The following is a 20,110-nucleotide window of genomic DNA, read 5'->3' as shown; positions in this document are numbered from 1 at the left end:
TGGCCTCCAAGTCAGCGGTCATTGCGGGCGTCGGTGAACAGCCCCGGCGGCGGCGGGGTATACGGCAGGGGGGCGCCGGGCTTGTTCTCGTCTTCGCTACGCCCGAACGGGCCGTCCGGGTCGAAGAGGATGTTCATCTGGTAGTCGGCGTGGTCGCGCCACCAGGTGCTCATGCCGGTGGCGCCGTCCAGACGCAGGTTCTCCCAAGACCGCCACAGGGCTTCCAGACGGGAGACCGCTTCTGCCGAGCGCCACCATTCGGCCGACCAGCGGCGGGAGCCGCGAGCGCCGACCTTGCGCCGGTACATGGGGAGGATGACCTCGCGGACGAACTCGTCCACCGACCCGTAGTACAGCTCAGCGTCGGCTTCGTCGTCGTCCTCCCACCCGCCCGGGTCGGGTGCGGCCGGTGGTGACGGTGCTGGGTCGCTGTCGGCGGGCGTGCCTTCGACGAAGGCCATCATGTCGGCCAGCGCGTCCTGATAGCTCTGGTCGTCGGTGTCGATCGTCACCGGATTCCCCCGGGTTCGTGGTCAGCGATGGACTTCTTGATGGCGTCGGCGTGCGTGCCCTGCATCCAGGGCACGGTCTCAATCAGGGTCGGTGGCGCTCCGGAAGCGATGACCACCGCCCGGCCACGGGGGATCGCGCCCAGGTCGGCGACGTCCATCGCGGCCTGACTGGTGAGCTGGTGGCTGGTGGAACGCCCGTCCCGGCTAACGCTGGCCGAGACCGCTTCGCGGTCGTAGTCACCGATGAGCTGGGACAGCTCCTGCAAGAACTGGGTCTCGGACACGCCGCCGCCGTAGACCTTGATGTTGGAGGCCGACCAGAGCTTGCGCATGCCCTCCTGACCCCACACCTCCACGCCCTGAGACCAGGACTGGAGGATCGCCATGAGGACGATGCCGCGCGACCCGTAGTGGGAGTACATGGCGGGCAGTTCAGACCACTTGCACACGTTGGCGACCTCGTCGAGGACGCCCAGCATGGGGTTGGACAGGCGCCCGCCGGGCATGGTGGCCGCGAGTTCTTCGGCGGCCTCCACCACGGCGACGGTCAGCGCGGTCACCAGCGGCCCGGCGGTTCCGGCTCCTTCCTTGGACAGGCTGTAGAGGGTGCCCGTGCCCTCACGGACGAACTCGTGGGGGTCGAAGTGCGGGCGTGTGTCGTCGGGCCCGGTGCGGGTGATCCAGGGGGCGATACGCCGGTTGGTCATGCAGGAGGCCATCTGCATGGCGGTGCCAAACACGCCCGCACGCTGTTTGTCGGGGGCCTCGATGATGCCCGACAACCCGTCGGCCTGAAGGGGGAAGCCGTGCTCGGTGAGGATGTGCACGGCGGTGTCATCAGTGGGGCGGGTCAGCCAGGTGTAGACACCGGTGATGGGCCGGGAGTCCAGCGCGGCCGCAAGCAGCAGATTGGCAAGCAGGTTGCGCCCCTCGCCGTCGAAGTAGGCGTCTGAGCGGGCACCGGCTTCGCGTGACCCGGCAGCGAAGTGCCCGGCCAGCTGGGCGGCCTTGACCTCGTCGGTCACATAGCTCAACGGGTTCCACCACCAGGAGGGCTCTTCCAGCGCGATCTGCTGGGGGTCGAAGGGCCACACCAGGCCCTTGCCGGCGCGGGGGCCGCGGGTGGCGTCGAGGATGTCGCGTTTGTTGGAGGTGACCAGGACCGCGCCGGGCGCGGACATGATGGCGGGCACGCCCCGGGAGGTGGTCTTTCCGGTGCGCGGCCCCCAGATGTCGACGTGCATGTCCTCCCAGGACCCGTACAGCATCTGCTTTCCGGCCACGGTGCGGCCGATCGGAACGCCGGGGGAGTCCTTCACACCCAGGCGCTCGGCGGTGGCCGAGGCGCCCGCTTCGGTGAGCGCGGCCAGGTCCTGGCCGCGCCCCATGTAGGCGGCCGAGGCGTCGACGCGGGTGCGCTTGTGACCGCGGCGGCGCACGAACCACACGATCAGGGTCGCGATCCCCGCGGCCAGGACGAGGAGGCCGATCAGGACGCCGGTGGCGGCGCCGGTCCAAAAGAGGGAGCCGAAGAACAGACCGAGCAACAGACCGAAGGGGTCCAGCGGCAGATCCTGGGAGCCACCGGTGATCAGGTTGCTCACGTGCAGGGGAACCCAGGTGCCCGCCACCAGCAAGGCCAACAGGATCAGTCCGCACCAGAGCATGATGTTTTCGGGGCTGGTCGCGCTCGGGCCGCGTTTGCGCCGGTTGGACTGGTTGCTCACGCGACCGTCTCCTGATCGACGCGCTGGGAGACGCGGGACGTCTCGTGCCAGAGCTTGTTGGTGTCGTTGATGCTCTTCTCCACGGAGGTGAGTTGGACCTGGACCGGGATACCGGGGCGCCCGCCGACCTTGACGAGGAACTTGCCGCGCCCGGGCGGGGCGGCTTCCGCGCCGGTGGCCGAGTCCCAGGCGGGCGGGTCCTGCCAACCGATGAGCATGCGCTGTTCGGCGCGGGAGAAGGGGATGGCGGTGTTGAGCATCGGCATCTCCGCTGAGGGCAGGCCGCCGCAGATCACCATGCCGGAGCGCTCGACGAACCCCTTGGCCTTCATCCTGTCCTCTTCGGCCGTCAGAGACATCAGGTCGCTCATGGTGTGGGAGATCATCGCCATCCCCACACCCCGCTGCCGGTTGAGGCGGGTCAGGGCGTCGACCCGGTCGACCATGCCCTTCCCCGCGCGCAGGGCCCGCCACAGCTCGTCCAGGATGACGAAGTAGTGCCTTCTGGGCTCCAGCCCGGCGTCGGCCAGGGCGTTGGCGACGTTGATGGTGCCGAACCCCGCCGACCAGCACGCCAGCAGCACGGCGGCCTGGAGGTCGGTCTCCGAATCGTCGATCGCGGACACGTCGAACACCACAGGGCGGTCGCGGTGCATGGGGGTGGTGGTGTGCTGGGCGAAGGTCTCGCCCAACCGGCCGCCGCCGACCAGGCCGATCAGGGAGGCTTCGAGACCTTCGGTGATCTCGCGGTAGCGGTCGAGGGAGCCGCGGTCGAGGGCGACGTGGCGTACCTCGTCCGGGGCGTCCTGAATGACCTTGAGCAGGTCGGCCAGGATGGGGACGCCGTCGTGGCGGTCGTCCAGGACCTTCAGCGCCCGGTCCAGGATGGTTTCCTCCCGGTCGGTGGGTGGGGCGGCGCGCATGATGGTCAGCAGGGCCGAGACCATAGTGTGGCGGCGCCCGTGGGCGTCGGCGATGACCTGGCTACGGGCCTTGCCAGTGAGGCGTTGGGCGGCCGCGCTGGCGTCTCCGGGATCGAGGATGTTCAGGTGACCGCGGCCGCGGCCCAAGGAGATGACCTGTCCGCCGAGTGCTTCGATGAGGTCGACGTAGTCGGGTTTCAAGTCCCCAAGGACCAGGGGTTGCACCCCGTACCCGGCCAGTCCGGTGGCCATCCGTCGCACGATCGTGGACTTGCCCAGGCCGGGTTTGCCGAGCACGAACGCTGACGGGTTCGAGATCAGCTTGGCGCGCTGGAACCAGGAGATGGGGTCACAGCACAGGGTGGCGCCGGACTGGAGGTTGCGGCCGATCGGTACCCCGATCATCGGGGTACCGGTACCGACGGCGAACGGCCACAAACCGCACACCTGCACGGTGGTGCCGCGCCACTCCTCGGCCATCTGCACCATGGTCGCCATGCCGCCGCCGCGGCCTGCCCAGCCGCGCGGGCCTGGACGGCGCACCGACGGGCCCTTGGGCTGCTTCTCCTTCTTCGCTGCTTTCTTCTTGTCGTTCTTGGCCATCACAGCTGCTCTCTGAGTTCGACGGGCACCTTCAGGTGCTTGGGCAGCACCAGGCCAAGCGGGAGCGCCGCGGCGAACGCGCTGTCCTGGGCGCCATGGACGAGACGCAGCCGCAGTCGGGCGGTCGCTGAGAGGTTGTCGATCGCCGCGACGGCGTCCGGCTTCTTGTCGGAGTCCAGCACGGTGGCGGTGACCACCATGCCGAAGTTGACCAGGCCCGCCCCGGCAGCCTCCTCTGCGGCGGTCGCGCGAGCCTGGCGGGTGGCCAACGCATCGCGGGCCGACGGTTTGCTGCTCGAGGTCTGGCGAAACTCCGCCGCTCGCAGGTCGGCCTCCACCAGGCCCGCGGCGCGTGCGGCATCCAAGGGGCGGTAGAGCAGTGCGATGCGCTTGCGTGCGATGTCGCGGTGCGGCGCCAGCAGGCGAGAGAGGATGCCGGACTGGACGTTGCCGCGCGGGGCGGCGGTCATCGACCACGACACCGACAGCGCCCCGTCGTGGACGTAGGAGCCCCAGGACGCTTCGTGCGCGGTGGGGCCCACGTCCGGCCAGGTCAGTTCCGGCACCTGTCCGGCGGCGTGGGCTTCCTCGATCAACACGGCCGATGCCGGGTCGTAGGCGATACGAACGACCTCGCACAGCTCCTGGGCCGTGAGGGGGTGGGCAGCTCCTGCGCCGGTGGAGCCGAGCCCTTGGGTCAGGCCGGGCAGCCGGGCGGCAAGCTCGCGCCCCATCTCTTCGGGTTTGCGGCGCTTGCCCCCGGAGCGGGCGGAGGCGGAGAAGGTGACGGCGACGTAGGCCTTGACCGTGGAGGACCCGGCCGGGTACCGGTTGACCGCTTCGTTGAGCATGGCCTTGGCGAACTCGGGTGCGTCCGGGTCGATGTGGGTAGTGACCTCCCGGCGCAACCGGGTACCAGTGTCGGGGGCGGTCTCAATGGTGACCGAGGCGGCCTCGATCCCCGGTTCGTCGCCGAGGTTGGCCAGCCAGCGCCCCCATCCGGCGACCCAGATGTCGATCTGTTCGGAGTCCACCAGCGCCGCCCCGTCGGGTTCGGTGCCCAGCACGACCGTGTAGTGGCCGGTGAAGGGCACGTAGATCAGGGCGAAGCGGCGCCCGTAGGAGTCGGTGTGCTCGCTCAACCGTGAGGGTGCGGCCAGTCCGGGCAGTTGGAAGGTGCCCCAGGCGGTGCGCCCCAGCGGCCCGGACCGGTACAGGTGCGATCCGGCCGAGCGAGTGTTCCACCAGCCCACCCGGTCAGCCATGCGGGAGAGCAGGTTGCGGTCGTGCTTGTCCTTGACCAGCAGCACCAGCAGCATGCCCCCCAAGGAGGCACCGACCACGATCCCGGCCGCCAGGCCCGCGGCCATGACGACGAACACCATGAAGATCAGCCCGCCGAGCAGGAGCATGGTGCCCAGCGACCCGAGCCCCATCAGCCCGGGGGAGGTGGGTTTGCGCCAGTTGCCGTACGTGCGCGGCGTGTGTGTCTCAGTTGCCATCAGGAGTCCGTCCCGTCGTTCACTGCCCCCGCCATGTCGCTCTTCGCACCCTCGGCCGGTGCCTGTGCTCGATCGGCAAGCTCCGTGACCGGGACACCACCCGTCGCCGCCGTCGAGGCGTCGGCTCCCATGGCTTCGGTGCCTCCAGCGCCCTCGGGACCGGTTGCGTCTGGGCCATCGTTAGCGGGACTCTCGGTTCCGTTGCCCTGGCCTGGGTCCGCGGGGGCCGGTTCGGTCGTGGTGTCAGCAGGGGCCGGTTCGGCTCCTGACCCTTCCCCTGCGGCGTCGTCTGCGCCCGGTGGACCACCTGTGGGTGCCTCACCGCCACCGCTGGTTCCGGTGTTGGCCTGGTCCTGACCAAGCTTCATCGCCCCGTCGGCCATCTTGCCGCCGACCAGGCTCGCGGCTCCGGCCATAGCGCCTCCGACACCGCCCGCACCGAGAGAGGCCATCGGGGCCACGAACTTCATCAGGGCGGGCATCGCGATCAGGCTGATGAGCATCATCGTCACGCCGACCAGGACGCCCATCAGACCGGTCTCATCCTCGCTGTAGAAGAGGTCGTTACCTCCCACGAGCTGAAACGCGGCGGCGTAGATGATGGCCGCGGCCGGTTTGTAGAGAATCCACGCGATGAGCCAGCCGATGCACTTCTTGAACCACTGCTTGCCCATCTCGGTGTTGGTGAAGGACGCGGCCAGCGGGAAGACACCCGCGAGGATCACGACCATCCCCACCCGGACGATCATGAGGATCATCTGCAACATCGAGAAGAAAATGATGAAGATACCGACGAAGATCGCCAGGAACGCGCCGATGCCGCCGGTCGTGGCGGCATCAACGACCAGCATGCTGGTAATCGCTTCGCCGAAGTCGGCATCCGTCGACTCCAGGATGATCCACCGGGCGAACCCGTCAGCAGCACCCATCGCCGCGCCGATCCCGGCGACCCCGGTTCCGGTCACGACCACCAGTGTCATCAGCGACTTGAGTAGTTCCTTGCCGGGTTCGGCGCGCTGTTCCCACACCATGCGCACCGCCCCGATGATGACCGACAGCACCGCGGCCGCGCCCATGTACCACCACAGGGAGCTTTGCAGGAACTCCACCGGGCGAGAAGCGTTCTCAGGTCCGGTCGAGGGCAACACTCCTGTGACGATGCCCGAGGCGGCCGAGATCAGCACCGTCGCGAACAGGACGAGGCCAATCTTGCTGACGTGGCCCGCCCCCTCACCCCGGCGCTGGTTCAGTGCCATCATCGCGCCAAGGAAGATCAGCGCCAGGACGCAGATACCCAGTGAGATCCAGGCGGCGTACCCCAGGAGTTCTTCGAGGCCAGAGGGACGAGCGGCAGGAGGCGGTTCCCGGATATCGACGATCTCGCCTTCGGCCACCGCTCCGTCAACGCGGCCACCGCTGGTCAGATCGAAGGTGCCTACGAAGACCCACTGGGTGGCCATGATCCCGACCGTGGTTCCCACACCTTCCATGACGGCTGAGGCGAGGTTCTCCACGGCGTTGCCGACGACGGTTTCGCCGAACGCCCCCATGTTGCAGATCGGCTGATACCACTCGCAGCCTTCCTCAGCCGCATCGGTCGGCAACATCTCAGCCCTCCGCGAACCAAGGGATGTGTCCGGAGGCGTCCTGGATCTGGGCCACAGGGATGATGGGCTGACCGTCTGGGCGGAGTTCGACCTTCCAGTCTCCCTCCTCCCATTTCAGGTCAGTCGTCACGGACGCGAATACTCCGTTGCTGGCTTCCACTGCCAGGTCGACACGAGCTGAGACGGGCCCGTATCCCACGACCTGGAATCCGGCGATGGACATGCGCAGCCCGGTGTCATCGAAGGGCCCGTTCTCTTCGAGAGACTCCAGTGCCGCCTCGCGCCCAGGCCCTTCAGCGACCAGTTCCTCGTTCAGGTCCTGGACGAGGTCGGGGTCGGTCCCCATCGCCAAAACGTTGGCGGCGGCCACCAGAGCCCCGGCGGGGGAGTGGGCGTAGCACTGGCGGAACCCGTTGTCAGCGATGAGCCCAGGGCCCGCGTCCGGATGAGAGGGCGCCTGCGTACTGCCGACGAACTCCCACTCGACGTCGGTGGGGGCTTCCTGGATTTCGGTCTCATCGCTGCCGGGCAGGCCGCACATGCTTGCACCTTCAGCTGGCGCGGTCTGGGTTTCCGGGACAGGGTCGGAGGTAGGGGAAGCCGTCGCCGAGGGTGCTGCTTCCTCTTCGCTATCCGGCCACAGGATGATTCCGGTCACGCCGATCCCCAAGACAGCAATCAGACCCACGACTCCGGCCGAAGCGATAAAGGTCTTTGACGCAAAGGGATGGTCGCTTTTGCGCTCATCATAAGCCATGATCTTGCGCCTCTTCCTTTGTTAAGCGGGTTCTCCACCGGTCACGAGGAAGCTGATGATCGACGCGGCTGCGGAAATCACGACCACGCCGCCGAGCACCATGCCGAGCTTGCCAAGGTGCTCTCCGCCTTCACCGCGGCGGGAGTTGATGGCCATGGTGGCGCCCGCGATCATGAGGCCCACCACGCAGATGCCCAGGCTGATCCATTTGGTCCACTCCAGCAGGGTGATGAATCCCTCGAATCCGGGAGGAGCGGACCCGGTCCCAGGGTCGGGCACGACGCCGGGAGCGGACGGCTGTGCATCAGCAAGATAAAAGGAGTCGGCGGCCACTTGGGCAGCCTGGGGGAGCATTTCGGCAATCATCAGGGGTTTCTTTCTACTCCACTATTGGCGCGAGATCAGCGAGGTCGGAGATCATCGCACGTACGGGTTTGGGCGCGGCGTCCAAGGTCGGGGACTCTCCCAGACGCCAGGCCTCGATCCAGGGCACGTTCCACACACGAGGAACACCACCAGAGACGAGTTTGGCCAAGTCCCTGAGCGGGCGGGGAAGCCGCCCAGGCGCGTCAGCAATGAGGACCAAGCCCAGTAGGTCCACGCCGCTGTAGCCGGAGGCCCACTCCGTGGCGGCTGCCTGTGCCGCCAGGAGACCACGTGCGTGCGTGCGTGCGACCAACACCGCCTGCGGACGGAAGGTGACCGAAATGGCCACTTCCGGCCACGCATGAACGGCCGCACGGCTGCCCTCCAGCAGCGCGGCCAGGGTGCGTTCGCCCGCTCCTCCGTGCACGCCGACCCACCACAGCCGCGCCGGAACCGTCACCGGACGCCGAGGAAGGAGAGCCCCGGAAGCAGTGATCCCAGCCTGTGGGGCAGTGGGGCCACTGGGGTGCGCAGGCCCTGAAACGACTTCCACCGGTTCAGCTTCAACACCGTCGTTATCAGCATTTGCCGAGGTCAACCACGGGTTGTTCTCCACCATGACGCAACCACCCTCCTTTCAACATCGTTGTGCTGTGTCCCTCCACAGCACGAGAGCGGCACCAGGACATGCGGCACCCGAAGGGTGTCATTGGGATGTGACCAACCACCCCACCAGCCGCACCGGCCGCTGTGCGACCTGTTTTGTCACTGGTGGCACAGAACATGCGAAGAATACCGACATCAGCGCATGTTTCACCACGCAGGTGGCACCTGGTTCCGCGATGCACCGGGCGCAGGCTCTCTAGACTGAGCGCGCCCAATCAGGGTGAACACCGCACTTCGTGACAAATGACCTGGAGGACTGTACTCGCATGTCCGATTCCAAGGGTCTGGGGGTTGGACTCCTGGCCACCGGCTGCGCGCCCCTCGCGGTGTTCGCCGGGTGCTTGATGATGCTGGTGCTGATGGTCAGCCCAGGTGACGGCTGTGTTCCGGGGGCGGGGGGGCCAGGAGTCATGATCGACACCGACTCTCTGCCCGAGGGCAACGTCGCAGGCTACTACGACGAGCAGCTCCTCAACGCCGCGTACATCATCAACGCAGGGGCGGCCCTGAATCTGGACGCGCGTGATCAGAAGATCGGCGTGATGACGGCCATGGGAGAGTCCGCGCTACGAGTTCTAGACACGGGTGATGCTGCCGGGCCCGACTCTCGCGGCTTGTTTCAGCAGCGAGACAACGGAGCCTGGGGGTCGCTTGAGGACCGGATGGACCCCACCATCAGCGCGACGAACTTCTTTCTCGCGCTCATGGAGGTCGACGAGGAGGAGGCCATCGGGGACGAAGACGTCGTCGCCCGCCAAATGAGTCTCATCGCGCACGCGGTGCAGGTCAATGCTGACCCCTACCACTACGAGTCGTACTGGGATGAGGCTGAGGAGGTCTTCAACGCCTTGGCCGGGATCGACCTGCCCGGAGTGCCCGACAATTACGCCGCCTCCCAGTCCTGCGCTGCCATCAGCGGGGGAGGGGCCCCGCAGATCAGCGACCAGTGCGCACCCGTGGCCCACGCCAGACTCGAGACATCCACATGTCGAGGGTACGCGGCGATCCAGACCGAGTTCGGCATCAACTGGCCCGGTGGCGTCGGGTGCTATCACCCGCGGCCGTGGGAGATCCCACCAATGGACCACCCCAAGGGACTCGCCTGCGACTACATGGTCGCCACCGCAGCCCAAGGGAAGATCCCAACCCCTGAAATGCATCAGCAAGCCATCGAGGTCATCAATTGGCTGATCCAGCATCATGAAGTTCTCAAAATCAAGTACATCATCTACGAGGGCCATATCTGGAACCCAGGATATGGTGATCCCGTGGGCAGTTGGGAAACAGTAAAGCGCTGGAATCCGCTATACGCCACAGGAGATCTGACGACCGATCACTATGACCACATCCACGTATCCCACCACCCATAACCCCGGAACCAGCGGGAGCCAGGCCAATCCATGAATAGTCCGTCAATCGACCACAAGAGGATTCCAGCATTCCCCAAAATCACGGCGCAGATCGCCGACGATGCGACGGGGGAGGTGAGCATCAACGGCATCTCCCATCCGATCACCGGCGAGGGTATCAACGACGTCCGCACCCGCATCGTCGCGACGATCTCCGCCACCGCGGACAAGATCGGCCGCCCGGTCAAGGCCACCACCACCGATCCTGACGGCGTCTGGCCACTGATCATCCACCCCGACGGCACGGTCGAGCAGGACTCCTCCGTGCCCCCCGTCAAAGCCCGCACGGGACCGAAGGCGCCCTCGCGCACCCCTACCTCCGACGCCCCCAGCCACCCGGCTCCCGCGCCAACTGCGCCTACTCCGCCGGTTCAGGCGCCCTCGCCCGCACCAGTAGGGCCGCCCCCTACCGCGCAGGCCAGGAGTGAGACTGCACAGCTCAGGGCGCTCTGGCAGTCCGCTCAGTGGTGGGAGGAGGCGATCAACGAGCACAACCAGGCACGCGGCTACCTGCACAGGGGCACGCTGATGAACCCGCCGCAGTTCCCGCCGGGCACAGGCGCCGAACCATCGAGCGCCCCGCGGGATACTTCTCCGCACGAGCAGGCACCCGCCAGCGCCCCGGGAGCGAACGGGGCCCGGTGAAACGCACCGGAAAGAGAGCAGGCCGTCTGTTGGAGGGGTGCCGGTGGGGTCGGGCTACTGAATCGTTTCGGAGCCAAATCCGGCGGGACCCTCAAAGACCAAGCCGGGGGCCGAGTGCCTGCTTCGCGGGGTGAGGGCCGGTGGCCCTCTCCAATGAGCAGATCGCCCGCTACGGCCGCTTCCCCGAGAAGCTGTCGGTGGGCGACCTGGAACAGTGCTTCCGCCTCACCCCCGATGCGCTGGCCTTGGCCTCAAGCAAACGCACTCCCGCCACCCGGCTGGGATGGGCCGTGCAGTGGGGCACGGTCCGCATGCTCGGGGTGTTCCAGCCCGGACCATCCCACCAGCGTTCCCGAGCGGGCGGTGGCCTTCGTCGCCGACCAGCTCGGCATCGACCCAGGGCGCCTGCCCGAGGACCGATCCCGGGAGAAAACCGCCTACGAGGCCCAGTTCTCCCGAATGCCCGGCAACAGGACAAGTAACCGGTGAGTAGCTTCTGGGGGCGGTCCGAGGTCACGGATCAGGGGGTCGAGGAACATCGGAACGAAAACCCGCGCTAAGGGCCCACAGGGTTACTCGTCCGCAGGAAGGTTGCTGACCGCGGCTTCGAGGTCGGCCTGGGTGGGCAGGGTGTAGCGGCGGGTGATCTCCAGCCTTCGGAACTTCGGGCTCGGCACGGGCCCTCCTTCACATTCAGTGAACCCATGCTGTCAGCTTCGGATCGTCGCTACCGCCAAATCCTGTAGTAATCCTCCTCGACCCCCGGCACCGTGCGGGTGCGCGGCAAGGGGAAGTTCGGTGGCAAGGACCGCACCGTCCCGCTGCACGCCGAAGTTCGTACCTCCCTGGAACGCCTCCTGGGCGAACTCGGCGGACCGGCCTCGGGGCCACTGGTGCGCAACCGCGACGGCGGGGCTCTGTCGACCCGGGCGGCGAACACCGCGGTGTGCGAGCTGGGCGCGACGGCGGGGATCGGCCCTTCAGACAACGGGGAGCCGTTCGGGCCGCACGTGCTGCGCTACACCTTCGGCACCGACCTGGTCCGGGGGCGCGGCGACCTGGCCAAGGAGCCGGTCGACCTGGTGACCGTCGCCGAGCTGATGGGCCACGCTGACATCAACACCACTCGCCGCTACGCCCTGCCCACCGACGCCGACAAGGCCGCCGCCCTGAACGCGCTCACCGTCGACCAGTGAGGTTCGGTCACGTTTGCGGCTGGTGTCATGTTCGTTAACGGCACCCCAAGACCCACGAGACGCTGCTGGAGCGCGGCGTCGAGTTCACCGAGGAGCCCACCGAGCGCCCGTACGGCATCGACTGCGGCCTTCGCGACCCGTTCGGCAACCGTATCCGCATCACCCAGGTGACCGCCTGAGCCCGGTCCGGCGAGGCGGGTTCTCCGGATGCCGGGCACCCGCTTCGCCGGAGCCGCGGGCGGGGCGGATCCCCGTGTCCTCCTCGCGGGCGTGGTTCGCTCCCCGTCCGCGAGGCCGGTGCGAAGGTCAGTTCCCACCGGGTTCCGGTGCGAGGGTCCGCAGACCGGCCAGGGCCTGGTCGACGGTGGGCAGGGAGCCGGGGTCGATCACGGCCTGGAGCACGTACCCGCTGACCAGGCTGTACACGACCGAGCCGAGGGAGGCGGCGGCGTGCTCGTCCACCTCCTCCTCCGGGACCCCGAGGACGATGGCCGCCATGGACAGGCGCGCCTGGGCGTACCCCGCGTCGAGCCGCTCGCGGATGTCGGGGTCGAACTGGGCCTGGGCGACCGCCTGCACGCTCGCCAGCAGCATCGGCCTGCGGTCGGGGATGGTGCCGAACAGCGCCTCGAAGAGCGCCCGCGCCCGGTCGTGCGGATTCCTCGCCTCAGCCGTGCGCACGGCGGCCTCGAAGGTGTCGCCCCACTCGCTGGCCGCCTCCAGCACGGCGGTGTTCATGAGGTTGTCCTTGGAGCCGAAGTGGTAGCCGATGGAGGCCAGATGGGCCCCTGACGCGGCGGCGATGTCGCGTGCCGTCGTGCGGCTGTAGCCCTTCTCGACCAGGCACTTCTTCGCGCCTTCCAGCAGGTCCTCGCGTTGGCTCATGCGGGGAGGGTAGCAGGAGGACGTACGTACGTATCGCTGGACTCCGGCCGGTGGGGAGGATCGGGTTTCCACCGATGTGAACGGACGTACGTATTGACGGACTATTTTGACGTACGTACGATCATCGCCATGCGCACCCACGACCGACCCGCCGCCCGCACCTGGGTGGGGCTGATCCTGTTGCTGATACCCGCGCTGCTGGTGTCCATGGACATCTCGGTGCTCTTCGTCGCCGCCCCGGCCATCGCCGAGGACCTCGACCCCACCGGATCCCAGTGGCTGTGGATGATGGACGTCTACGGCTTCGTCATGGCCGGGCTGCTCGTCACCATGGGCTCCCTCGGCGACCGGATCGGCCGTCGCCGCCTGCTGCTCAGCGGTGCGGCGCTGTTCGGGGCGGCCTCCGCACTGGTGGCGCTGGCCTCCTCACCCGCACTGTTCATCGCGGGTCGGGTCCTGCTGGGGGCGGCCGCCGCGACCCTCGCCCCCTCCACGCTCTCCCTCATCCGCGCGCTGTTCACCGACGGGGCGCGGCGCCGACTCGCGGTCGGGCTGTGGACGGTCGCGTTCACCGGAGGGGCCGTCGCCGGGCCGATCCTCGGCGGCGTCCTCATGGAGTTCCTCCCCTGGGGTTCGGTCTTCCTCGTCAACCTGCCCTTCATGCTCCTCCTGCTCGCGGCGGCTCCGTGGACCGTCCCCGAATCCCGCGACCCCGGTTCGGCCTCCTTCGACCTGTTCGGCGCGGGCGCCTCGCTCGTCGCGGTCCTCGGCCTCGTCTACGCGCTCAAGCGGTTCGCCGAGCACGGCGCCGACGCCCCGGCCCTGGCCTCCCTCGGGGCGGGAGCGGCGTTCCTCGCGCTGTTCGCGTGGCGCCAGCGGAGCGCGAAGCACCCGTTGATCGACCTCTCCCTGCTGGCCAGGCCCGCCTTCGCCGCCGCCGTCAGCGGGGGCGCCGTGGTCTCCTTCGCCGCCGCCGGACTGGGGCTGCTCACCTTCACCTTCCTCCAGACCGTGCACGGCCTCAGCCCGCTGGCCGCCGCTCTGTGGGCGCTGCCGACCTTCGTCGGTACCTTCCTGGGCGCGGCCGGGGCGGGCGCGCTGGCCGGACGGGTCCGCCCGGCGCCCTTGGTCTCGGCGGGCCTGCTGACGTCGGCGGCCGGGTTCGCGATCGTCGGGTCGGTCGGTCCCGACACCGGCCTGCCGGTGTTCGTCGGCGGATACACGGTGGTCACGCTCGGCGTCGGGGTCGTGTCGACCATCGCCAACACGCTGGTCCTGGCCACCGCGCCGCCGGAGCGCGCGGGGTCGGCGGCGGGCATCTCCGAGACCAGCCACGAACTCGGCGCCGCGCTGGGCATCGCGACCCTCGGCACGGTGTCCACGGCGATCTACCGCGCGACGATGGAACAGGAGTCGCCGGAGGCCGGATCCGCCGCGACGGAGACCGTCACCGGAGCCGTGGCCGCGGCCGGCGAACTGGCGGCTCCCGAGGCGGGGGAGCTGCTGGACACCGCCTTCGCGGCCTACACGAGCGGGCTCTCGGCGAGCGCCATGACCGGGGCATTGGCCCTGGCCGGGGTCGCGCTGCTGGCGCTGGTCGCCCTGTGGCGGCTGCCCGCCGGGATCGGCGAGGAGGCGCGGTCCCCGGCCGTCGCGGCCGAGGCGGGCGGGCGGGAGGCGCGCGGGGTCTGAGGCCCCGGCGCACCCCGCCCGTACGGGGTCAGCCCGCCAGGTAGTACCGGTCGTTCGGCACGCACTCCTCGGCCGGGCGCCGCTCCAGGTAGTCCCACTCCAGCAGTTCGTTCACCGCAACGAACCCGTCGCCGCCCCTCTCCGGGATCTCCTCGGCGGGCACGAGCAGCTGTTCACCGCCACCGGGCTGCTCGAAGTGCGGGGCGATCGGTCCCACCAGGGCGGTGATCCCGGTCGTGACCGCGTAGCAGTTGTAGTTGTGCTCGGGGCCGTCCGGCCAGGTGTTGAGGGAGTCCGGCGGCAGGGCACGCGCCTGGTACGGGTCACCCGCCGGGGCCATGAACGTGCCCCACGGGGAGCCGAAGCGGTCGAGCATCGCCCCGGGTTCGAGTGTCCGGAGCTCGTTGACCGGTTCGCCGTCCACCACCACGAAGCCGTTGTGCTCGGGGTAGTCCCAGCCGCTCCAGGTCTCGCCGGTCTCCGGGTCCACCTGGTCCTCCACCCACCACCGGTCCAGGAACTCGACGGGGGACAGGCCGCCGAGCGGTTCGTACCCCTTGACCAGGACGGCGACCGGCCCCTCCTCGGGCAGCTCCGCCGGCCCCAGGCGGCGGTCGCCGCACACGTACGTCTCCAGGTCCCCGGGAGCGGGCGGCGGGTCGAGCGGCGGACACTCCCGTGCGGCCGCCGGCACGGGCCGCTCCGGAGCGGTCTCCCCGTGGGCGGCGGGCGCCCCGACCAGGAGGAGGGCGACGGCCGTGCCGACCACCGGTGCGATCTTCACCATCGGGCTCCGTTCGATGCTCGGACGCCCAGACAGCGCCGGGCGTCACGGAAACACTACGGAAAGTAGTGAACCACGGGGGATCCCGGCGGGAGGAGGAACGCACGGAAAGGGAGGAGAACGACCGGCTGATCCGATGGGACCGGCCGGTCGCGGCGCCTCGATGAAGGGGTGTCCGGAAAAGGCGGGGAGGGGGAAGGGGGTGCTGTCAGGCGTCGACCGGGGTGACGGGGGCGGGTGGGCTACTGGCGCCCGAGGGCCCGGTAGGTCCATCCCGAGGCGCGCCAGTAGGTCGGGTCGAGCGCGTTGCGGCCGTCCACGATCCGCTTGGCGGCCACCACCTCGGCCAGCTCGTCCGGGTTGGCCTCGCGGAACTCCGCCCACTCCGTGAGCAGCAGGACCACGTCGGCGCCGCGCGCCGCCTCCAGCATCGAGGGGGCGTACCGCAGCTCCGGGTGGGCCTCGCGGGCCCGGTCCAGCGCGGCGGGGTCGTACACCGTCACCTGTGCGCCCAGCGAGGCGATGGTCGAGGCCACGTCCAGGGCGGGCGAGTCGCGGATGTCGTCGGAGTTGGGTTTGAACGCGGCGCCCAGGACCGTCACCGTACGCCCGGCGAAACCGTCGCCGATGAGCTGCCGCGCGATGTCGATCGTCCGTGCCCGGCGGCGCTGGTTGATCGCGTCCACCTCGCGCAGGAAGGACAGGGCGGGCTCCACGCCGAGCTCGTCGGCGCGCGCCATGAACGCGCGGATGTCCTTGGGCAGGCAGCCACCGCCGAAGCCGAGGCCCGGGCCGAGGAACTTGCCGCCGATGCGGTCGTCGTGGGAGAGCGCCTCGGCCAGCTGGATGACGTCGGCGCCGGCCGCCTCGGACACCTCGGCCATGGCGTTGATGAAGGAGATCTTCGTGGCCAGGAAGGCGTTGGCCGACACCTTGACCAGCTCGGCGGTCTGGAGGTCGGTCACCAGGAAGGGGACGCCGTCGTCGACCTGTTGCCGCCACAGTTCGCGGACGGCCTTCTCCACGCGCGGGGAGTCGGTGCCGATCACGATCCGGTTGGGCCGCAGCGTGTCCTCCACGCCGAAGCCCTCCCGCAGGAACTCCGGGCTCCAGCCGAGCTCGGCCTCCTCGCCGACCGGGGCGAGCTCGCGCAGGCGGGCGGTGAGGGTCGCGGCGGTGCCGACGGGAACGGTGGAGCGGCCGACGACCACCGTGGGGCGGGTCAGGTGGGGGGCGAGCCGGTCGATCGCGGAGTGGACGTAGGTGAGGTCGGCCGCCCCCGAGTCGTCGCGCTGGGGCGTGCCCACGCAGATGAGGTGGAGGTCGGCGAACTCGGCGGCCTCGGCGTAGGAGGTCGTGAAGGACAGTCGACCGGTCCGCAGGTTCGCGGTGAGCAGCTCGTCGAGTCCGGGCTCGTAGAAGGGGACGCGACCGGAGCGGAGCAGGTCGATCTTGGCCTCGTCGACGTCGAGTCCGAGAACCTCGAAGCCCATCTCCGAGAGGCAGGCCGCCGTCGTGGCGCCGAGGTAGCCGGTGCCGATGACCGAGACGCGCATTCGTTCCGCTTCGACCACTGGTGGAGTCCTTCCGTGCTTGCCGTTCGCGCTCGTGTGCTGGTTGTGCCCGTTTGATGTGGTCAGCACCCCGGGTGGGGGCAGAAAACGGACATTGGGACCGACGGGTGCTGCATTGGGGTCGCATCACCCTACGCGCCGGGGTGTGGCGTGTGCCCCAACAGGGCGTGAACAGTCAGGCGCACAGGTTACCGGTGCGAAGCGGGCGATATGCACCGGGTCGGGTTCGGTGGTCCGCCGGGCCGGACGAGGAAGGCGTCAGCGGCCGTCGTCGTCGAGGGCCCGCAGCTCCGCCCCGATGGTGTCGGTCACAGCGGGCCTCGGGTGCCCCGCGGGCCCCTCCCGGCCGGGCTCCGCGCCGTCGCCCTCCCAGCGAACGCCGTCGACGCCGTCGCGGCGGACACGACGGAGCACGGGTCACCTTCCTTCGGGGCTCACCCGCAGATGTTCTCCCGGGCGGTCGTCGTGGCCAGCGGACCGTCCTCCGCCGAAGTCTCCTCCGGCGTGGGCTCCGGGAGCTCGGGGGCGTTGAACGTCGTGTAGTTGAAGCCGAGGACGACCTGGACCTCGTCCTCCAGGGCACGGTCCTCCACCAGTTCCGAACCGGGGAAGACCCCGGAGACGAACTCCGCCTCGGCCTCGTCCCCGGGGGCGTGGCGGATCTGCGTGGTGGCCAGGTCGCGGCGGTCCCAGTTGGCCGCCGGGGTGATGACGTCGAACCCGACCTGGCCGAGGTTGCGGTCCGTCCGCGCGCCCAGGCCCGGGGTGGCGGTCCCGTTGAACACGCTGATCCGGATGTCGGACGGGTCCGGCGGTTCGGGGGAGGCGTCCGCGGACGGTTCCCCCTCGCGGATGGGACGGTCGGCACGGACGTCGGCGAACAGGTCGCGCGCCGCGGGCTCGTCCCACAGCAGTGCGACGTCCCCGCGCGGAGTCCAGTGGTTCATGTCGGCGATGGGCACCTGGGTGAACGTGACCTCCTCCAGGTCCAGGTCGCGCAACTGGTACGCCAGCTCGTTGAGCGAGCTCCCGTCCAGCCCCTCGTCGACGGTGACCGACGACAGCGCGCTCTCCAGGAACGCGGCCAGACGCGCGGGGTCGGTGAGGGTCTCGGTGCTCATCGCCCGGTCGAGCATGGCGGACAGCACCTGCTGTTGGCGGTCGATCCGGTCCAGGTCGCCGCGCGCGGTGGCGCGGGTACGGGCGAAGGCCAGCGCCTCGGCGCCGTCGACCTCGTGCGTGCCCGCCGCCATGTCCAGGTGGGCCTTGGGGTCGTCGATCGCCTCGGGCAGGCACACCTCGATGCCGCCGAGGGCGTCCACCACGTCCACGAAGCCCTCGAAGTCCACCTCGACGTAGTGGTCGACGCGCACGTCCGTCAGGGCCTCCACGGTCCGGACGGTCATCGTCGGCCCCCCGTAGGCGTAGGCGGCGTTGATCTTGTCCTCGCCCTCGCCGGGGATGTCGACCCACGAGTCGCGGGGGATGCCGACCACGCTGACGCGGTCGCGGTCGTCGTTGACGCGCACCAGCATGATGACGTCGGACCGGCGGCCCGGCGCGGAGCCCACGCTCAGCGCGTCCTGGTTCTCCCGGCTCATCTCCCCGCGCGCGTCGGAACCGATCACCAGGAAGGTGAGCCCGCCGGAGCCGCTTTGGGGACGGCCGTCCTCGGAGAGCGCTCCGAACACGTCGAAGCGGTTGAGCGCCCCGGACATCCACCCCGTGATCGCCCACGACGTGCCGGAGGCCAACAGGACCAGCGTCGACAGCGCCCCCATGACCATCAGACCGGTCCGGCGGCGGCGCACGGCGGCCGGGGGCACCGTCACCCGGCCGGACCGGGGCGAACGGCGCTGGTCGGGCGGGAGCGGTTGGGAACGCTTGCGCCGGAACTCCTTCGGCGGTCCCTGCCGACCGGCGTTGTCGTCGCTCATCGGTGTCCCCGTCCCACCCGTGCAGCGGTGTCCATCATCCTTAGGTTGTCACCCGATCCGCCGAAGGGCGCGGGATGTCAACCCCCGGCGTGTTGTTCTCCCGTTTGGGTGTGACGCGGCCGGGGCGGGAACCGTTCACGGCGGAATGAACGGGCCGAAACCTCCGGGCGCGGCGGCCGGTCCTGCGGGCCCCGGAAGCGGTCGGCGGAGCGGACCCCGGGCGTGCAGTACCGTTGACGCGCGTACCCCCAGTCCCGACACGTCTTGACCTTGGGAAGTGCCCGTGTCCTGGCCGCCAGTCTCCGTCGTCATGCCCGTCCTCAACGAAGAGCGCCACCTCGCCGCCGCGGTGGAGCACGTCCTCGCCCAGGAGTACCCGGGAGAACTCGAGGTCGTGCTGGGCGTGGGTCCCTCCGCCGACCGCACCCGCGAGGTCGCCGACGGGATCGCCGCCGCCGACCCCCGGGTCAAGGTGGTGGACAACCCCACCGGGAGGACCCCGGCCGGGCTCAACGCCGCCATCGGCGCCTCCAGCCACGACATCGTGGCCCGTATCGACGGGCACGCGATGATGCCGTCGGACTACCTGCGGGTGGCCGTGGAGACGTTGCGGGAGACGGGGGCGGACAACGTCGGCGGAATCATGGCCGCGGAGGGGACCACGCCGTGGGAGAGGGCCGTCGCGGCGGCGATGACCTCCAAGGTGGGTGTGGGCAACGCGCGCTTCCACACCGGGGGCGAGGGCGGTCCGGCGGACACCGTCTACCTGGGCGTCTTCCAGCGGTCGGCGCTCGACCGGGTCGGCGGCTACGACGAGGCGTTCCTGCGCGCCCAGGACTGGGAGATGAACCACCGCATCCGCGTCAGCGGCGGAACGGTGTGGTTCCAGCCGCGCATGCGGGTCTCCTACCGCCCCAGGCGCAACGTGCGCCTGTTGGCCAAGCAGTACTTCCACTACGGGCGCTGGCGGCGCGTGGTCGCCCGCCAGCACAAGGGCACGATCAACCTGCGCTACCTCGCCCCGCCCGTCGCGGTGGCCGGGATCGTCGCCGGGCTGGTCGGCGGCGTGTTCTGGTGGCCGCTGTTCCTCGTGCCCGCCGCCTACCTGGCCCTGGTCACGGCGGCGTCGGTGCCGCTCGCCAAGGGGCTGCCCGCCGCCAGCGTGCCGATGATCCCGCTGGCCCTCGCGACGATGCACATGTCCTGGGGGGTCGGGTTCATCACCAGCCCGCCCGGGCTCGGCGCCGACTCGCGCACCGCGCGGGCGTCGCGCGCGACGAGCTCCTGAGCCCCGGGCCGGGCGGGGGCACGGGCGTTCCGATGCG

At 69.5% G+C, this 20,110-nt stretch carries 19 protein-coding genes; 6 read left to right on the top strand and 13 right to left on the bottom strand.

Annotated elements, in window-relative coordinates; all coding sequences use genetic code 11:
* Positions 1-11: 11 nt before the first annotated feature.
* From KIK06_RS17580 to KIK06_RS17545, 8 genes are read right to left on the bottom strand one after another with little or no spacing between them, the layout of a single operon-like run.
* Positions 12-512, bottom strand: coding sequence for a DUF4913 domain-containing protein (locus KIK06_RS17580; RefSeq protein WP_268644161.1), 501 nt, complete (start codon positions 510-512; stop codon positions 12-14).
* Positions 509-2,239, bottom strand: a complete 1,731-nt coding sequence (locus KIK06_RS17575; protein WP_268644159.1) for a type IV secretory system conjugative DNA transfer family protein — start codon at positions 2,237-2,239, stop codon at positions 509-511. The genes KIK06_RS17580 and KIK06_RS17575 overlap by 4 nt, the downstream gene beginning before the upstream one ends.
* A complete protein-coding gene (locus KIK06_RS17570; protein ID WP_268644157.1) occupies positions 2,236-3,765 on the bottom strand; it encodes an ATP/GTP-binding protein in 1,530 nt (509 codons plus the stop codon). Before KIK06_RS17570 ends, KIK06_RS17575 begins: the two co-directional genes overlap by 4 nt.
* Positions 3,765-5,267 carry an SCO6880 family protein gene (locus tag KIK06_RS17565; protein WP_268644154.1) on the bottom strand — a complete coding sequence of 501 codons (1,503 nt, stop codon included), beginning with the start codon at positions 5,265-5,267 and terminating at the stop codon, positions 3,765-3,767. Before KIK06_RS17565 ends, KIK06_RS17570 begins: the two co-directional genes overlap by 1 nt.
* On the bottom strand, positions 5,267-6,874 hold the full coding sequence (locus KIK06_RS17560) for a hypothetical protein (protein ID WP_268644152.1): 1,608 nt from the start codon (positions 6,872-6,874) through the stop codon (positions 5,267-5,269). The genes KIK06_RS17565 and KIK06_RS17560 overlap by 1 nt, the downstream gene beginning before the upstream one ends.
* Before the next feature lies 1 nt (position 6,875).
* Positions 6,876-7,631, bottom strand: coding sequence for a hypothetical protein (locus KIK06_RS17555; RefSeq protein WP_268644150.1), 756 nt, complete (start codon positions 7,629-7,631; stop codon positions 6,876-6,878).
* Positions 7,632-7,652: 21 nt separating this feature from the next.
* Positions 7,653-7,997 (bottom strand): hypothetical protein, encoded by a 345-nt coding sequence (locus KIK06_RS17550; RefSeq protein WP_268644148.1) that lies wholly within the window; start codon positions 7,995-7,997, stop codon positions 7,653-7,655.
* A gap of 13 nt (positions 7,998-8,010) precedes the next feature.
* Positions 8,011-8,616 (bottom strand): DUF6668 family protein, encoded by a 606-nt coding sequence (locus KIK06_RS17545; RefSeq protein ID WP_268644146.1) that lies wholly within the window; start codon positions 8,614-8,616, stop codon positions 8,011-8,013.
* Positions 8,617-9,073: 457 nt separating this feature from the next.
* On the opposite strand from KIK06_RS17545, the gene KIK06_RS17540 reads away from it, so the two are divergent.
* The 4 genes from KIK06_RS17540 (at position 9,074) to KIK06_RS17530 (ending at position 11,913) form a co-directional block, all read left to right on the top strand.
* Positions 9,074-10,033 (top strand): hypothetical protein, encoded by a 960-nt coding sequence (locus KIK06_RS17540; protein ID WP_268644144.1) that lies wholly within the window; start codon positions 9,074-9,076, stop codon positions 10,031-10,033.
* Positions 10,034-10,063: 30 nt separating this feature from the next.
* Positions 10,064-10,717: a hypothetical protein gene (locus KIK06_RS17535; protein ID WP_268644142.1), complete on the top strand. Its 654-nt coding sequence runs from the start codon at positions 10,064-10,066 to the stop codon at positions 10,715-10,717.
* A 140-nt stretch (positions 10,718-10,857) separates the two neighbouring features.
* A complete protein-coding gene (locus KIK06_RS29400) occupies positions 10,858-11,199 on the top strand; it encodes a DUF4158 domain-containing protein (RefSeq protein WP_442789778.1) in 342 nt (113 codons plus the stop codon).
* 294 nt (positions 11,200-11,493) lie between these two features.
* Positions 11,494-11,913 (top strand): tyrosine-type recombinase/integrase, encoded by a 420-nt coding sequence (locus tag KIK06_RS17530; protein ID WP_327084649.1) that lies wholly within the window; start codon positions 11,494-11,496, stop codon positions 11,911-11,913.
* 306 nt (positions 11,914-12,219) lie between these two features.
* Here KIK06_RS17530 and KIK06_RS17525 read toward each other — a convergent pair whose 3' ends face one another.
* Entirely contained in the window at positions 12,220-12,798 is a 579-nt protein-coding gene (locus KIK06_RS17525; protein ID WP_268644138.1) for a TetR/AcrR family transcriptional regulator, read from the bottom strand.
* Positions 12,799-12,927: 129 nt separating this feature from the next.
* On the opposite strand from KIK06_RS17525, the gene KIK06_RS17520 reads away from it, so the two are divergent.
* The gene (locus KIK06_RS17520; RefSeq protein ID WP_268644136.1) at positions 12,928-14,490 is read left to right on the top strand and encodes an MFS transporter; all 1,563 of its coding nucleotides are present in this window, start codon (positions 12,928-12,930) and stop codon (positions 14,488-14,490) included.
* Positions 14,491-14,518: 28 nt separating this feature from the next.
* On the opposite strand, the gene KIK06_RS17515 is transcribed toward KIK06_RS17520, so the two are convergent.
* The 4 genes from KIK06_RS17515 to KIK06_RS17500 all read right to left on the bottom strand — a co-directional run bounded on the left by KIK06_RS17515 (position 14,519) and on the right by KIK06_RS17500 (position 18,785).
* On the bottom strand, positions 14,519-15,277 hold the full coding sequence (locus KIK06_RS17515) for a TNT domain-containing protein (RefSeq protein WP_268644134.1): 759 nt from the start codon (positions 15,275-15,277) through the stop codon (positions 14,519-14,521).
* Positions 15,278-15,516: 239 nt separating this feature from the next.
* Positions 15,517-16,848, bottom strand: a complete 1,332-nt coding sequence (locus KIK06_RS17510) for a UDP-glucose dehydrogenase family protein (RefSeq protein WP_017596958.1) — start codon at positions 16,846-16,848, stop codon at positions 15,517-15,519.
* Between the two features lie 258 nt (positions 16,849-17,106).
* On the bottom strand, positions 17,107-17,262 hold the full coding sequence (locus KIK06_RS17505) for a hypothetical protein (protein WP_268644132.1): 156 nt from the start codon (positions 17,260-17,262) through the stop codon (positions 17,107-17,109).
* A gap of 20 nt (positions 17,263-17,282) precedes the next feature.
* On the bottom strand, positions 17,283-18,785 hold the full coding sequence (locus KIK06_RS17500) for an LCP family protein (RefSeq protein WP_268644130.1): 1,503 nt from the start codon (positions 18,783-18,785) through the stop codon (positions 17,283-17,285).
* Positions 18,786-19,068: 283 nt separating this feature from the next.
* Here KIK06_RS17500 and KIK06_RS17495 point away from each other — a divergent pair, with 283 nt between their 5' ends.
* Positions 19,069-20,073, top strand: a complete 1,005-nt coding sequence (locus KIK06_RS17495) for a glycosyltransferase family 2 protein (RefSeq protein WP_268644128.1) — start codon at positions 19,069-19,071, stop codon at positions 20,071-20,073.
* Positions 20,074-20,110: the final 37 nt, after the last annotated feature.

Origin of the sequence: Nocardiopsis sp. EMB25, from assembly GCF_026797795.1 — a bacterium.
Lineage (GTDB): Bacteria > Actinomycetota > Actinomycetes > Streptosporangiales > Streptosporangiaceae > Nocardiopsis > Nocardiopsis lucentensis.
The sequence above is the reverse complement of the archived record's forward strand: the minus strand, read 5'-3'. Positions and strand labels throughout refer to the sequence as shown.

What these genes read in the sequence shown, in the direction of transcription:
- KIK06_RS17570 (WP_268644157.1), bottom strand. Translation starts at nt 3,765, where the DNA reads ATGGCCAAGAACGACAAGAAGAAAGCAGCGAAGAAGGAGAAGCAGCCC.
- KIK06_RS17565 (WP_268644154.1), bottom strand. Translation starts at nt 5,267, where the DNA reads ATGGCAACTGAGACACACACGCCGCGCACGTACGGCAACTGGCGCAAA.
- KIK06_RS17560 (WP_268644152.1), bottom strand. Translation starts at nt 6,874, where the DNA reads ATGTTGCCGACCGATGCGGCTGAGGAAGGCTGCGAGTGGTATCAGCCG.
- KIK06_RS17555 (WP_268644150.1), bottom strand. Translation starts at nt 7,631, where the DNA reads ATGGCTTATGATGAGCGCAAAAGCGACCATCCCTTTGCGTCAAAGACC.
- KIK06_RS17550 (WP_268644148.1), bottom strand. Translation starts at nt 7,997, where the DNA reads ATGATTGCCGAAATGCTCCCCCAGGCTGCCCAAGTGGCCGCCGACTCC.
- KIK06_RS17545 (WP_268644146.1), bottom strand. Translation starts at nt 8,616, where the DNA reads ATGGTGGAGAACAACCCGTGGTTGACCTCGGCAAATGCTGATAACGAC.
- KIK06_RS17540 (WP_268644144.1), top strand. Translation starts at nt 9,074, where the DNA reads ATGATCGACACCGACTCTCTGCCCGAGGGCAACGTCGCAGGCTACTAC.
- KIK06_RS17535 (WP_268644142.1), top strand. Translation starts at nt 10,064, where the DNA reads ATGAATAGTCCGTCAATCGACCACAAGAGGATTCCAGCATTCCCCAAA.
- KIK06_RS17525 (WP_268644138.1), bottom strand. Translation starts at nt 12,798, where the DNA reads ATGAGCCAACGCGAGGACCTGCTGGAAGGCGCGAAGAAGTGCCTGGTC.
- KIK06_RS17520 (WP_268644136.1), top strand. Translation starts at nt 12,928, where the DNA reads ATGCGCACCCACGACCGACCCGCCGCCCGCACCTGGGTGGGGCTGATC.
- KIK06_RS17515 (WP_268644134.1), bottom strand. Translation starts at nt 15,277, where the DNA reads ATGGTGAAGATCGCACCGGTGGTCGGCACGGCCGTCGCCCTCCTCCTG.
- KIK06_RS17500 (WP_268644130.1), bottom strand. Translation starts at nt 18,785, where the DNA reads ATGAGCGACGACAACGCCGGTCGGCAGGGACCGCCGAAGGAGTTCCGG.